This is a genomic window from Halomonas sp. AOP5-B2-8 (assembly GCF_052376475.1).
GTDB lineage: Bacteria > Pseudomonadota > Gammaproteobacteria > Pseudomonadales > Halomonadaceae > Vreelandella > Vreelandella casei.
On the sequence record NZ_JBQSVS010000006.1, the window covers coordinates 212,626 to 225,998 of the forward strand.

13 protein-coding genes are annotated in these 13,373 nt (G+C 52.0%); 11 read left to right on the forward strand and 2 right to left on the reverse strand.

Annotated elements, in window-relative coordinates:
• Window positions 1-41 precede the first annotated feature (41 nt).
• Window positions 42-1,106 carry a TRAP transporter substrate-binding protein gene (locus ACT3RP_RS15290; RefSeq protein WP_483394097.1) on the forward strand — a complete coding sequence of 355 codons (1,065 nt, stop codon included), beginning with the start codon at window positions 42-44 and terminating at the stop codon, window positions 1,104-1,106.
• A 12-nt stretch (window positions 1,107-1,118) separates the two neighbouring features.
• On the opposite strand, the gene ACT3RP_RS15295 is transcribed toward ACT3RP_RS15290, so the two are convergent.
• Entirely contained in the window at window positions 1,119-2,132 is a 1,014-nt protein-coding gene (locus ACT3RP_RS15295; RefSeq protein WP_483394098.1) for an AraC family transcriptional regulator, read from the reverse strand.
• A gap of 169 nt (window positions 2,133-2,301) precedes the next feature.
• Here ACT3RP_RS15295 and ACT3RP_RS15300 point away from each other — a divergent pair, with 169 nt between their 5' ends.
• From ACT3RP_RS15300 to ACT3RP_RS15315, 4 genes are all read left to right on the forward strand, one after another.
• The gene (locus ACT3RP_RS15300) at window positions 2,302-2,778 is read left to right on the forward strand and encodes a MarR family winged helix-turn-helix transcriptional regulator (protein WP_193063127.1); all 477 of its coding nucleotides are present in this window, start codon (window positions 2,302-2,304) and stop codon (window positions 2,776-2,778) included.
• A gap of 303 nt (window positions 2,779-3,081) precedes the next feature.
• Entirely contained in the window at window positions 3,082-4,584 is a 1,503-nt protein-coding gene (locus tag ACT3RP_RS15305) for an SLC13 family permease (RefSeq protein WP_483394099.1), read from the forward strand.
• Window positions 4,585-4,697: 113 nt separating this feature from the next.
• On the forward strand, window positions 4,698-5,519 hold the full coding sequence (locus tag ACT3RP_RS15310) for a 3-oxoadipate:acetyl-CoA acetyltransferase (RefSeq protein WP_483394100.1): 822 nt from the start codon (window positions 4,698-4,700) through the stop codon (window positions 5,517-5,519).
• A 39-nt stretch (window positions 5,520-5,558) separates the two neighbouring features.
• Window positions 5,559-5,966, forward strand: a complete 408-nt coding sequence (locus tag ACT3RP_RS15315; protein WP_483394101.1) for a nuclear transport factor 2 family protein — start codon at window positions 5,559-5,561, stop codon at window positions 5,964-5,966.
• A gap of 20 nt (window positions 5,967-5,986) precedes the next feature.
• Here ACT3RP_RS15315 and ACT3RP_RS15320 read toward each other — a convergent pair whose 3' ends face one another.
• On the reverse strand, window positions 5,987-6,808 hold the full coding sequence (locus ACT3RP_RS15320) for a LysR family transcriptional regulator (protein WP_483394102.1): 822 nt from the start codon (window positions 6,806-6,808) through the stop codon (window positions 5,987-5,989).
• 291 nt (window positions 6,809-7,099) lie between these two features.
• Between ACT3RP_RS15320 and salA the strand changes: the two genes are divergently transcribed.
• The 6 genes from salA (at window position 7,100) to benB (ending at window position 13,356) form a co-directional block, all read left to right on the forward strand.
• The gene (salA, locus tag ACT3RP_RS15325) at window positions 7,100-8,398 is read left to right on the forward strand and encodes a salicylate 1-monooxygenase (protein ID WP_483394103.1); all 1,299 of its coding nucleotides are present in this window, start codon (window positions 7,100-7,102) and stop codon (window positions 8,396-8,398) included.
• A gap of 491 nt (window positions 8,399-8,889) precedes the next feature.
• Window positions 8,890-10,008 carry a muconate/chloromuconate family cycloisomerase gene (locus ACT3RP_RS15330; RefSeq protein WP_483394104.1) on the forward strand — a complete coding sequence of 373 codons (1,119 nt, stop codon included), beginning with the start codon at window positions 8,890-8,892 and terminating at the stop codon, window positions 10,006-10,008.
• A gap of 51 nt (window positions 10,009-10,059) precedes the next feature.
• Window positions 10,060-10,350 carry a muconolactone Delta-isomerase gene (gene catC, locus ACT3RP_RS15335; RefSeq protein ID WP_483394105.1) on the forward strand — a complete coding sequence of 97 codons (291 nt, stop codon included), beginning with the start codon at window positions 10,060-10,062 and terminating at the stop codon, window positions 10,348-10,350.
• A 65-nt stretch (window positions 10,351-10,415) separates the two neighbouring features.
• Complete coding sequence (gene catA, locus ACT3RP_RS15340) at window positions 10,416-11,390, forward strand: catechol 1,2-dioxygenase (protein WP_483394106.1); 975 nt, start codon at window positions 10,416-10,418, stop codon at window positions 11,388-11,390.
• 89 nt (window positions 11,391-11,479) lie between these two features.
• Window positions 11,480-12,847, forward strand: a complete 1,368-nt coding sequence (locus ACT3RP_RS15345; protein ID WP_483394107.1) for a Rieske 2Fe-2S domain-containing protein — start codon at window positions 11,480-11,482, stop codon at window positions 12,845-12,847.
• Window positions 12,848-12,867: 20 nt separating this feature from the next.
• Window positions 12,868-13,356, forward strand: coding sequence for a benzoate 1,2-dioxygenase small subunit (gene benB / locus ACT3RP_RS15350; RefSeq protein WP_483394108.1), 489 nt, complete (start codon window positions 12,868-12,870; stop codon window positions 13,354-13,356).
• Window positions 13,357-13,373: the final 17 nt, after the last annotated feature.

Genomic DNA, 13,373 nt, shown 5'->3' on the forward strand with positions numbered 1-13,373 from the left:
CCCTTTATGCTCCTTGTGGGCTCTTTCCGAGGATGGCCATAATGCACGTCAGTAAATGGACAAAAAGTTTGCCGGCCCTATTGGTTGCAGTAGTGTTGGTAGGTTGTAGCGAAGCAGAGCAGGCGGATGTAGCGGACGAGAGCAGTGATACGCCGGAGGTGATTACGCTGAACTACGCTTTCTTCGCCCCGGCACAAAGCTTCCCTGCCGTTCAGATGGAGCGTTGGGCGAAGGAGGTCAATGAACGTACTAATGGGCGTGTTGAAGTTGCCCTTTTTCAGGGCGGCTCTTTACTCACCGCCAGCAACATGTACGACGGTGTACTGAATGGAGTAGCGGATATTGGGCTATCCGCTACTTCTTATGAACCGGGCCGTTTCCCTCTTATCAACTTGGCGGGCAGCCTAACGGGGCAAGAGGTCAATTCAGACATCGCCAGCCGGATGACTTACCAACTGATTCAAGAGTTTGGTGACCAAATGCCCGAGCTCGAAGATTTCAAAGTCATCACAGCCTTTACCTCAGAGCCTGCGTATTTTCAGACTATCGATCCAATTCGTCAGCTGGAAGATCTGGAGGGGTTAGAAATTAGAATCTCCGGTGATAACTCAAGAGCACTTGAGGCCCTGGGTGTAACCGCCGTCGGCATGTCGCAGGCCGATACCGGAGAGGCACTCCAATCCGGCATCATTGATGGATATGCGTCTTCTCGAGAAGTGCTGAGGGATTTACAGTTCGCGCGTCTTGCAATGTACGTGACCGATTACCCCTTAACCAACACCATATTTGCGGCGCTGATGTCGAAAGAAAAGTGGAACACGCTTCCTGATGATGTGCAGTCAGTTATCGAGGAGCTAGGGCCGGAGATGGCTGCTTTTACTGGCCAATATCTTGATGAACACATACAGCAATCGCTTGAATGGGCACAGCAAGAAGAAGGGGTTGAGGTGATAGCGCTTTCTGATGATGAGGCATCCCGCTGGAATGAGCAGCTTGCTCAGGTCAATGACGTCATTTTGTCGGAAGTAGAGCAGGAGGGGCTGCCAGCGTACGCTTTTGCAGAAAGAATGAATGAGCTGATAGAGGAGTATCGCGCTAAGGAGTAGAGGTCGGCGGGCTCATGGCAAAATGAAAGTTGCCTCGCTGCTTGTGTGATTACGATTCAACTGCAGTGTTTGCACCGGTGTTTTCCCGTAGACTTCTTTATATTGTTGGGAGAAGTGCCCAAGGCTATTAATGCCGTGTTCCAGAACAATATCGGTCACACGGCGGCCTCTGGGTGCGTCAATCAGTGCTTGGTGCACGCTTTTGATACGCTGTTGAGTAAAATACGCTTTGGGAGAGAGCCCCAGAAATTGCTGAAATCCGTACTGCAAAGTCCGTGTCGACACCCCAGCTATGTGGGTTAAAGCCGCGAGCTGTATACTCTGTTTTAAGTGCTGATCAATATGCTTTTTGGCGCTTTTTACATAGTGTGGAAGTGGCGATGCAATATCCTTTAATTCGCTGCTGTAGTTATGCTCGAACATGCCTAGCAGGCTGTCATACAGGTAGTTTGTCATCAGCTTTACTTGTTGGCACTGATCATGGTGCTTGGGGAGTGTATCGGTAAGACGGGCAAAATACTTAATAGTATCCAGCAGAAAGCCCGTACCGGGATAATGAGCGGGAAAGTAGTGGTCGAAAATAAGCGGGAAACCAAGTCGCTGTTCTAGCTGGCGTGATAGCCGTTGCTCCAGCTGATGGCGAGGTACTCGAACAATAATATTATGGCAGTTCTGCGATGTTTGAATGAGGGCATGTTGGTAGGGAGAGGTAACGGTAACGCCGCCCTGAACCATGCTTACTTGGCGGTCGTTGTAGACGATGGCTCCCTGGCCTTCAAGAGTGATACGAAAGAGATAAACGTTTGACTCTTCGGTGGGGTCGATTTCTACATTAGCGCCATATTGCAGCTCGATAATCGCCAATTGTTCAAAACTGACAGCACTTAAGCGTGATGCAAGCTTGGGGCCGTCGAACAGACGCATGCGATGTGGGCACAGATATTGGGTAACACGCTCGTGAATGGCGTCCCGTGAATCGGTGTGTAGGATGTCGTGCTTCTGAAGCAGAAACGATGTGGTACCCATGATTCACCTCAACAACACACCGGACATGGTGCTGGTTTTAGGGCATGAAGTCGGGGCTTTATCGGACGAACCGATTAATTGCACGCCGAATGCGTAGAAGCGGCAGCCGCTTACACTTAAGTAGATATATGCTAGAATAATCCACTATTTTTTTGATGGCGTGACTCATATGGTCGACAAGGATGAATTATCGTCTTCCTTTTACCCTCTTGCCGATGCCTTCCGCTCGCGTGATTTTCCTTTTTATTGGGTCGTAAGGCTGAATGCTAAATACAGTGCTGATGTTGATACGCTACTGAAACCGCATGGGCTTAGCTCGTCTAAATGGCGCATTCTCATGATCCTACATGAACATGGGCGCCTTAGCATGTCGGATATATCAGTACACGCGGCAGCCAAACTGTCAACTATAACAAAAATCGTATACCGCATGCAGGAGTCGGGTTTTCTCAAAACGGAAGCCAGTCCGCAGGATGGACGAGTCACTGAAGTGGAGCTTACCGACACTGGTGAGGAAAAATTAGGTATTGCTAGACAAGTCACTAGCCGTTTAGTGGAAAAAGCGTTTGCCGATTTTAGCAAGCAAGACATTGTCCATATCAATCAGTGCCTGAGCAGGATGTTCCAGAACCTCAACACTTTTTAGTGTTTAGAATTGCTGCTTTCGCTTTAGTCAGCGACTCGGTTCAAGCATCCATTAGTCGTAAGCTATACGTCGCAGCTCAGAGCGATAGCCTATATTCCATGCAATAGCCATCAGCTCTTTGATTATAGGGCTAATGGTTGTCGCTATTAACTATCTGATTTTTTTGATTATCGAGCCCTCTCAGTCGCCAGGTGCTATTGCTGAGTTAGGTATGCAAGGCAACCTGAGAGGTATTGGCGGCGCGGCACGTCAGTCGTAACACTCATCTGCAATCGTTATTTCTACTGCAGGTAAACACATACCATGTCGCAACCCATTGAAACCGTCGAGCCGGTTTCCCCCGCAGAAGCTGCTACTTTTAAGCCGTTATCGCTCATGATGGGCATTGCTATCAGTTTGGTCGTTTTCTTCCTACTGCCCGAGACATTAGCGTTCAATGCCCGTCTTGTGGCGGGCATCGCTATGCTGATGGCCACGTGGTGGATGACAGAAGCCATACCCATTCCGGTTACGTCGCTACTACCCTTGGTGCTCTTTCCGTTCTTTGACATTGCCTCGGTTAGTGAGACTGCCTCGCCCTATGCTCATAGCATTGTCTTTCTTGTGCTAGGGGGTGTCTTGCTAGGTTTGGCAACGCAGCGCTGGAACTTACATAGGCGCTTCGCGTTACTGACGGTTCTTACCGTCGGCACTAAGCCCGCTCAGATCGTCTTCGGCCTGATGTTCGCTAGCTGGTTTATCACTATGTGGGTGAGCAATACGGCTACCGCGGTCATCATGGTGCCGATAGGAGGCTCGATTATCGCGTTAGTGAAGTCTCTGGGTAATGGTGATGACACACCCAAGTTTTCTGCAGCGGTACTACTGGGCATTGCTTATGCCATCACCATTGGCTCCATGGCTACACTGATCGGTCAGCCGCCTATGGCGCTTATGCGTGCTTATATGGAAAACACCCACGAGCTTAGTATTGGGTTTGGGCACTGGATGCTATTGGGGGTGCCTTTCTCCACTACTATGCTGATCGCAGCGTGGTTTGTGCTTAACAAGATCGTGTTTCGTGCTGAAGTCGAGGATATTGAGGGTGGCCGCGAGATGATTGAGTCCGAACTCAAAGCCATGGGGCGGCTTTCAACGGAGGAGAAACGGGTATTGATGGTCTTCGCTGGCGCAGTTTTCTTTTGGGTTTGCGTACCGCTGATCGGTCAACTCTCTGTCGTACAATCGGCACTGCCCTGGCTGACGAATATCAACGACACTAGCATTGCCATCCTGGCAGCCATCTTGATGTTCATAATCCCGGCGACGAAGGGGCAGGGAGCGCTGCTGGAATGGAAGGCTACCCGTGATGTGCCGTGGGGTGTGCTTATTCTATTTGGAGGTGGCCTGACCTTGTCTGCCCAATTTACGGCTACCGGGCTGAGTGCCTGGGTCGGCGAAAGTGTGTCCGGTTTAGCAGGTTTTCCACCGATTCTAGTCCTGGCTGTTACCGCTTTAGTAATCATCTTATTGACCGAATTGACCAGCAATACTGCCACGGCGGCGGCCTTTTTCCCCATTATGGGGGCCATCGCCGTTGGTCTGGATATTGATCCTTTCCTGATGACTATCGTGGTGACATTTGCGGTTAGTTGCGCCTTCATGTTGCCCGTCGCGACACCTTCCAATGCCGTGGCTTTTGCGACGGGAGACCTGCCGATCAAGAGTATGATACGCGCTGGTATCTGGCTCAATGTGATCGGCCTGCTGGTGATCATCGTGGCGCTCTATACCATCGTTCCTCTTGTATTCGATGTCTCATTCTAAACAGTCTCTGCTGTTGCCGTTTAACCGCGAATTGGGTTTGACGCTTGCTCATATCTGGCTTATTTTGTTCGTATTACAAATTAATGTTCGTAATAAGAACATTAGAGGTGGTCATGTCTCAGCCCTGTATTATCCGTGTCGCCATCACGGGCAGTCTTCCGCGCAAAGAGAAAAATCCTGCTGTTCCTATTACGGTAGAAGAGCAGATTGAAAGCACTCAGGCAGCGTTCGAAGCCGGAGCTTCCATTGCCCACTGCCATGTGCGCAACGATGATCAAACACCCTCATCAGATCCAGAGAAGTTTGGTCGCTTGATGGAAGGGCTCAAGCAACACTGCCCCGGTATGATTATTCAGCTCTCCACCGGTGGTCGCTCTGGCGCGGGCGAGGCGCGTGGCGGCATGTTGCCGCTTAAACCTGATATGGCTAGCCTCTCAGTGGGTTCGAACAACTTCCCCAGCCGTGTTTATGAGAACCCACCGCAGTTGGTGGAATGGCTTGCCGATGAGATGCTCAAGTACGCTATTAAGCCTGAAATTGAGGCGTTTGATCTGTCGCATATTCATCAAGCGACCGCACTCTCCAAACAAGGCAAGCTTAAAGCACCCCTTTATGTACAGTTTGTGATGGGCGTTAAAAATGCTATGCCAGCGGACAAGCCAACCTTTGATTTCTATATTGACACGCTTAAGCGCCTTGCGCCGGATGCCCAGTGGTGTGGCGCGGGCGTTGGCGCTAATCAATACTTGGTTAACGAATGGTCGATCGCTTCTGGCGGGCACACTCGCACTGGGCTTGAGGATAACGTGCGTTTAGACCGCGATACGCTGGCGCCTTCCAATGCTGCACTGGTCGAACGCACCGTTGCCTTGTGCGACAAGTACCAGCGCCCGGTGGCTACTTGGCAGCAGGCGCGTGAGATGCTTAGATTATAAACAATACAAAAATGACAATTAATAAGCAGGAGTAAAGAGATGACAAATGCCACTGTCGTGGGTGATGCACCGGAGATTGATGAGATTAAGCGCGTTGTACAGCTGTATGTCGATGGCTTTCAGGGCGGTATAGAAAAGCTTCGGGAAGCATTTCATAAAGATGCGTGGATTTTTGCTCTGGACGCTGATGGTAAGTTGGCGACAGACTTGATTAGTGACCGTTTCGAGCGCTGGGCAGCTAGCCACCGTAAAGTGGAGAGTCGTTTTCTTGCCGTCACTCAGGCGGGAGAGGTCGCCAGCGTACTGCTAGGCTTTGATAATAGCGATAACTTGGCGGATTCCTGGGTCGATGTGATTGCCCTGGTAAAAGCCGACGGCGTCTGGAAAATTACCAGTAAAACGGCAGCCCATAGCACACGTGCAGCATGGGCAAAGCCCATCTCATAATGACAGCGTGAACGTTGGCTTTATTCAGAGAACATTGAAAACATAAGCCCCCGCAACCAGCGATTGCCTGGGTCTTGGTGAAAGCGACGATGCCAGAAGAGGTTGATCGGAATCTCAGGGAACGCTAGGGGATGCTCACGTACGGTTAACCCGAAACGTTCTCGCGTCGCCTCGGCTAATTTGTCGGTTACCGTCACCACAAGGTCGCTGCTACTGACGATATAGGGAATGGCTGCGAAATTCGGCAGCGTTAACCTGACTGGACGCACGACTCCAGCACGAGCAAGTTGTTCTTCTACAATGCCATGGCCGGTTCCCTGTGCCACAACGACGGCATGAGGAGATGTGCGAAAATCCTCGAGGCTAAAGTCGCCTGTGGCTAGTGGGTGGTCATGGCGCATCAGGCAAACATAGCGTTGTACAAATAATCGCTGTTGGTAGAAGCCTGCTCCAAGCTGTGGAATCAGGCCAACGGCTAGATCGATCTGACCCTCCTCCATCTCGTATTTCAAATTATTATGCTGGCTGCGTACAGTGCTGAGTGAAACTCCTGACGCCACTTGTGAGAAGCGTTGCAATAAACGCGGTAGAAAAACAATTTCTCCAATGTCGGTCATGTTGAGATTAAATGTGCGCTCACTCAGCGCTGGGTGAAAAACGTCGTGCAGGTTTAACGTGTTATTCATTTTTGCTAACGCATCTGCAATGCCTGGATGAAGCTGACTGGCGCGTGGTGTTGGCTGGAGCCCTTGCGAGGTGCGCTCGAAGAGTTCGTCGTCCAGTAAGTGACGTAAACGCTTTAGTGCATGGCTCACCGCTGGCTGTGTAATGCCAATGCGCAACGCAACCCCCGTTGCGTATTTTGCTCTTGATACAACAGGTCAAAAACTACCAGTAAGTTAAGGTCGATATTGGCAAGGTGAACCATCAGTATGCGCCTTGTTGCTTGTTCGACGATAGTCTATTAAAACCACAGAAAATGCTTTCAACTAATTGATTCATATTGTTATTAGCGCCATTTATAGCCTAAATGAAGGGAGCTTTGTGGTGACTGACTGTTTACACGATTAGCGTTAGGGGCAGAGCGTAGATGCTCTACATGATAAACATAACTCCCTGAGCAAAGTGAGAACATGGTAGTGGAAAATACACTAGCGAATGCACAACAAAAACGACTTTCGGTTGGCATTGTGGGCGGCGGTATCGGTGGCGTGGCCTTTGCCGTCGCGCTATCTCGCCATAATCACCTGGATATTCAACTTTTCGAGGCCGCTGGACAGTTCTCCGAAATTGGTGCCGGGGTCTCCTTTGGGCCTAATGCTGTTAAGGCCATTCAGCTGTTGGGTCTGGAGGCTTCTTATCAACGGATTGCCGACTCGTCCCCAGCGCCCTTCGAGAATGTTTGGTTTGAATGGCGTCGTGGCATCAATGACGAATATTTAACGGCCAGCTTAGCGCCAGGCGTTGGCCAATCTTCGGTACACCGTGCGGATTTTTTGGATGCTATTGTCGCCAATCTACCTGAGGGCATCGCTCACTTCGGAAAACGCTGCGTTGAGATACAGCAAGATGATGGGGGCGCAACAGCCTACTTCGATGACGGCACACACTTTACTGGCGACGTGATCATTGGCTTTGATGGTATCAAGTCAGCAGTGCGCCGCCATGTCTTACCTCCAGAGCAGTATGGCGAGATTGCTCCGTTTTGGAGCGGTACCTACGCCTACCGTGGAATGATTCCTACCGGCGAGTTAGAACTTGCCCTTGAGGCTAATGGTAGTGAGAAGCGGCTGGCACTGGTACCCCAGATGTATCTTGGCCAAGACCGCCACATTCTGACGTTCCCGGTGAAGCAGTCGCAATTGATTAACGTGGTCGCCTTTATCACCAACCGCTCAATATCTAATCCTACGTTGCCGGCGGGGGAGGAGTGGGTGCAATCCGTGACCCAAGAGGAAATGATGGGTGTGTTTGCCGACTGGGGCCCAACTTGCCAAGCGATTCTTGAATGCATTCATCAGCCAACACGCTGGGCGTTGCATGAGTTACCTGAGCTTACTCGCTACCATCGCGACCGTGTATTGATTGTCGGTGACGCTGCTCATGCATTGGTACCGCACCAAGGTGCTGGCGCTGGCCAAGCGCTGGAAGATGCCTACGTGCTGGCCAGCCTGTTAACGGATGAGGACTGTGATCGCCACAACGTATGTGGTGTGTTAGCCGCGTTTGAACAGGTGCGGCGCGTCCGTGCTTGTAAGGTACAACGTACGTCGCATGACGCCGGGGATGTCTACGAATATGCTGATGTAGGCATCGGCGACGATAAAAACAAACTGATCAAGAACCTAGAAACTCGCTTTGACTGGCTCTGGAATCACGACCCGCATGATGACGTGATGGCAGCGAGACAGAAATTAGCCACTTTGCCTTAACGACGAAGCCGTCATGGAGCCGTGTTAGGTTTTCTAACCGTGACTTATTCTTTTGTCGCAAAAGAACTCTAGCTTTATGTGCTAAGGAGACAATTGGTTATTTCTACAAATGACGGATGGGCAGTGGGTTAAGAGCATGCTGTGGCGCCTGTATCTTAATAGTTACTTGTAGGCGTCGTGTATTAAAATGCCTCACGATGATTTTTCATCGGTTTCGCCACTCAACGGTGAGTGAAACGTCCTTCAGCTAGCAGGTGACTATTTAATGCTTTGATTTGTAATATAAAAATAGGGGTTTAGTGAAGGCTGAATCAGCTTGATAGATAAATAGTTGCCTAAATCACAGTGTCGGTAATTCAAAAAAGGCAATAAGCCCCGTCTGGTGGTGATACCTCCTCGGTATGGCCAAGCACCTAAACAATATTGGTTCCGCCTTCTAACGCCAATCAAACTGATATCCAGTTAAATGATTGCCAGACGCCGGAGCTGCCATGTCAACCGTTATCCAACATATTGAGACGCTGCTAGTCGATTTGCCGACTATCCGTCCTCACAAACTTTCCATGACCACTATGGCCTGCCAAACCATGGTCATTGTGCGTATGCGTCACTCTGACGGTATCGAAGGGCTCGGTGAAGGCACCACTATCGGTGGCCTAGCCTATGGTCCGGAAAGCCCCGAGAGTATTAAGCGCAATATTGATACGTACCTAGCACCACTGCTGATCGGTCAGCCAGCCAACAATATCCATCAACTGCGCGCCCGTCTTAATCGGCACGCACGTGGCAATATGATTGCCAAATCTGCACTAGAGACAGCGTTATTAGATGCTCAGGGCAAACGTCTGGGTTTGAGTGTCTCTGAACTGCTCGGTGGTGGGCGCCAAGCACATTTACCCGTGCTCTGGACACTTGCCAGCGGTGACACCGCCAAAGATATTGACGAGGCGCTGCTGCGTTTAGAGCAGCGCCGGCATTGCGATTTCAAGCTTAAAATTGGGGCCAATCCGGTTGATCAAGACGTCAGGCATGTGGCGGCTATAAAAGAAGCCCTGGGTGATCGTGCCAGTGTTCGCGTTGACGTTAATCAAGCATGGAATGAGTCCACGGCGGTTCGGGGTATTCAGGTACTGCAGGATGCCGGCATTGAGTTAATCGAGCAGCCCATTCCCGCCCGCGAACATGCAGGTCTGGTTCGCTTAGCTAACCGCTTCAACGTACCCATGCTTGCTGATGAGGCGGTGCAGGACGCCCGTGATGGGCTAGATCTTGTATGTGATGGCTTTAGTGGTGCCTTCGCTCTGAAAATTGCCAAATCCGGAGGTATTTACGGTGTGTTAGAACTTGCTCACGTCGCTCAAGCGGCTGGCATAGGCCTATATGGCGGCACACTGCTTGAGGGAACCATAGGGACGGCCGCTTCACTCCACGCCTGGGCGACACTACCGGAAATGGACTGGGGTACTGAAATGTTCGGCCCGCTGCTATTAAAAGATGACATTGTCGTTGAACCCCTCAGCTACACCGAATTTGGGGTGAAGGTACCGCAAGGGGTTGGGCTGGGCATTACATTAGATGAAGATAAATTGGCTTATTACTCACGTAAATAACAACGTACCAGCCACCGTTTGCGTTCGCTTGTGATCCAAGAGGAGAGATTTATGCTATTTCAGGTAGAGATGACCGTTAAGTTGCCAACCGATATGCCAGCCGATCAAGCGGCCAAGATCAAAGCGACCGAAAAGGCATATTCACAAGACCTGCAGCGCCAGGGCAAATGGCGCCACTTGTGGCGAGTAGCGGGCAGTTACTCGAATGTCAGCATTTTTGACGTCGCCGATAATGCCGAATTGCAAGAGCTGGTCAGCAAGCTGCCGCTGTTTCCCTATATGGACATCAGCGTCAAGCCGCTGTGTCGTCATCCTTCCTCGGTACGTGACGACGACAGCTAAGGCCCATATGACACGCCAGTACTTACTAATAAAACAACACCCTATAACAAACTGAGGGTTTCACCATGACCGTGAAGATATTCGGCACTCCCGACGTCCAAGATTTCCTAAAAGCTGTTGCCGGCTTTGATCAGACCGATGGCAATGAGCGCGCCAAGCAGATTGTGCATCGCCTAGTCGGCGACCTGTTCAAGCTGATCGATGATTTTGATGTCACTGAGGAAGAGTACTGGGCAGCCGTCAACCTGCTCAATGCCGTGGGTAGCCAGACCCAGTTCGGCCTACTCTCCCCCGGCCTTGGTTTTGACCACTACCTCGATATGCGCCAAGACGCCATTGATGCCGAAGCCAAGCGGATTGGTGGCACGCCGCGTACCATCGAAGGACCGTTGTATGTGGCGGGTGCCCCCGAAGCGGACGGCTTTAGCCGGATGGACGATGGCCAAGACCCGGATGGCGAGACCATGTGGCTGACCGGCCAAGTGCGCGATGTGGACGGTGCGACGATTGTGGGTGCCAAAGTCGAGATCTGGCACACCAATTCGAAAGGCGGCTACTCCTTCTTTGACCCCTCACAGTCCGACTACAACCTGCGCCGCACGATCTACACCGACAGCGATGGCCGTTACACGGCGCGCAGCATTATCCCCTCCGGCTATGGGGTGCCTGAAGGCGCGCCCACGGATGTGATACTGAAGTCGCTAGGTCGCCACGGCGAACGCCCGGCGCATATTCACTACTTCGTCTCCGCTCCAGGCCACCAGCACCTGACCACCCAGATCAACCTGGCCGGTGATCCCTATACCTATGACGACTTTGCCTTCGCTACCCGTGAAGAGCTGGTCGTGGAAAGCAAGCGCATTGAAGACCCCGCAGAGATCGCCAAGCGCGACCTGGACGGCCCCTACTCCGACGTGGTTTTCGACGTCGAACTGGCCAAAACCGAAGCCCTCGAGCTCCAAGTGCGTCACGTCCGCCCACGGGCTAAAGAAGACGAACAGGATCTTGCCAGCCCGCCCGCCGGTACCACCAAGATATAACCCTTACGCCTTGATAAAGGTGGGCCTTCCCCTTGGCCCACTGTAGCGAAAACTTACAGCACGACATAATAAATACGAGGAGAGAGATCATGACCACACGGCTTGATCAGCTCGAAGCCCGCGTCCGCGGCGCCGTCCAAGACGACCCTGACCAGGGCATCTTCCGCTGCCACCGCAGCATGTTTACCGACCCCGCCTTCTTCGAACTTGAGTTAAAGCACATCTTCGAAGGCAACTGGGTGTTTTTAGCGCACGAAAGCCAGGTTGCCGAACCGGGTGATTACTTCACCACCACCGTTGGCCGCCAGCCAATTGTGATTACCCGGGATAAGCAGGGGGAACTGCATGGCCTGATTAACGCCTGTGCTCACCGGGGCGCTACTCTATGTCGGCGAAAGCGTGGCAATAAGGGCACCTTCACCTGTCCGTTCCACGGCTGGACGTTTAAAAACGACGGCCAATTACTCAAAGCCAAAAACGAAAAGGTCGGCGCCTACCCCGACAACTTTAAGCAAGAGGGCTCTCACAACCTCAAGCGGCTGCCGCGCTTTGAAAACTACAAAGGCTTCCTGTTCGGCAGTCTGAGCGACGATGTACAACCGCTGGAACAACACCTGGGTGAAACCACCAAGATGATCGACAACATTGTCGACCAAGCCCCCGACGGTCTGGAAATCCTGCGCGGAACCTCATCCTATACCTATAACGGTAATTGGAAGCTGCAGGCCGAAAACGGCGCTGACGGCTATCACGTCAGCTCCGTTCACTGGAACTACGCCTCCACCATGGAGCGCCGCAACTACGACGCGGGCGGTACTAAATCCGTGGACGCCGATGGCTGGTCCAAGAGCAAAGGCGGTTTCTACTCCTACGAAAACGGCCACGTGATGTTGTGGACGCGGCTGCTCAACCCTGAAGTGCGCCCTGTTTACCAGCACAAAGACTGGATTGAGGAGCATCTGGGTGACGCGCGAGCTGACTCCATCGTTAATCAGACGCGCAACCTTTGTCTCTATCCCAACGTCTACCTGATGGACCAGTTCTCCACGCAAATCCGCGTGCTGCGCCCCATCGCCGTGGATAAAACCGAAGTCACCATTTACTGCTTCGCTCCTAAAGGGGAGTCCGCTGAAGACCGGCGTGTACGCATCCGCCAGTACGAAGACTTCTTCAACGTCTCTGGCATGGGTACCCCCGACGATCTGGAAGAGTTCCGCGCCTGTCAAGAAGGCTACAACGGCGCGCTAGCCGAATGGAACGATCTCTCCCGTGGGGCCAAACAATGGATCGAAGGCGCTGATGAAAATGCCCAAGCGATCGACATGAAACCCCTGCTCAGTGGCGCCTCTCCGGAAGATGAAGGCCTTTACGTGATGCATCACAAACACTGGGTCGAGGAAATGCTGCGTGCCATCGACAACGAGCGTCGCCAGTTCATTGCGACTGCGTCTGCCTAAGACCGAAGGGGAGAACTGACATGAGCATCACCTACCATGAACTCCAAACCTTTTTGTACCGCGAAGGTCGCCTGCTAGATGACCGCGAGTGGGATGAGTGGCTCACGCTGTACCGCAAAGACGCCGAGTTCTGGATGCCTGCCTGGGACGACGATGACCAGCTAACTCAAGACCCGCACAGTGAGATCTCGCTGATCTACTATCCCAACCGCGAAGGGCTAGAAGATCGGGTTTACCGGATCAAGACCGAGCGCAGCGGGGCGAGCACGCCTGAGCCGCGCACCACACATCAGGTGAACAACCTCGAGATCCTGTCGCAAGACGGCGACACGGTGGAGTTACGTTTTAACTGGCACACGCTCAACCACCGTTACAAGAAGACCGACAGCTTCTTTGGTACATGCTTTTACACCCTGGACGTATCGGGCGAAGTCCCGCTGATCACAAGAAAAGTCGTGCAGTTGAATAACGACTATATCCATCAGGTTATCGACGTGTATCACGTGTGACCTGAGGAGAGAGGAGA

Bases quoted from the DNA above. Each gene is read 5' to 3' on its own strand.
- ACT3RP_RS15290 (WP_483394097.1), top strand. From the start codon at position 42: ATGCACGTCAGTAAATGGACAAAAAGTTTGCCGGCCCTATTGGTTGCA.
- ACT3RP_RS15295 (WP_483394098.1), bottom strand. From the start codon at position 2,132: ATGGGTACCACATCGTTTCTGCTTCAGAAGCACGACATCCTACACACC.
- ACT3RP_RS15300 (WP_193063127.1), top strand. From the start codon at position 2,302: ATGGTCGACAAGGATGAATTATCGTCTTCCTTTTACCCTCTTGCCGAT.
- ACT3RP_RS15305 (WP_483394099.1), top strand. From the start codon at position 3,082: ATGTCGCAACCCATTGAAACCGTCGAGCCGGTTTCCCCCGCAGAAGCT.
- ACT3RP_RS15310 (WP_483394100.1), top strand. From the start codon at position 4,698: ATGTCTCAGCCCTGTATTATCCGTGTCGCCATCACGGGCAGTCTTCCG.
- ACT3RP_RS15315 (WP_483394101.1), top strand. From the start codon at position 5,559: ATGACAAATGCCACTGTCGTGGGTGATGCACCGGAGATTGATGAGATT.
- salA (WP_483394103.1), top strand. From the start codon at position 7,100: ATGGTAGTGGAAAATACACTAGCGAATGCACAACAAAAACGACTTTCG.
- ACT3RP_RS15330 (WP_483394104.1), top strand. From the start codon at position 8,890: ATGTCAACCGTTATCCAACATATTGAGACGCTGCTAGTCGATTTGCCG.
- catC (WP_483394105.1), top strand. From the start codon at position 10,060: ATGCTATTTCAGGTAGAGATGACCGTTAAGTTGCCAACCGATATGCCA.
- catA (WP_483394106.1), top strand. From the start codon at position 10,416: ATGACCGTGAAGATATTCGGCACTCCCGACGTCCAAGATTTCCTAAAA.
- ACT3RP_RS15345 (WP_483394107.1), top strand. From the start codon at position 11,480: ATGACCACACGGCTTGATCAGCTCGAAGCCCGCGTCCGCGGCGCCGTC.
- benB (WP_483394108.1), top strand. From the start codon at position 12,868: ATGAGCATCACCTACCATGAACTCCAAACCTTTTTGTACCGCGAAGGT.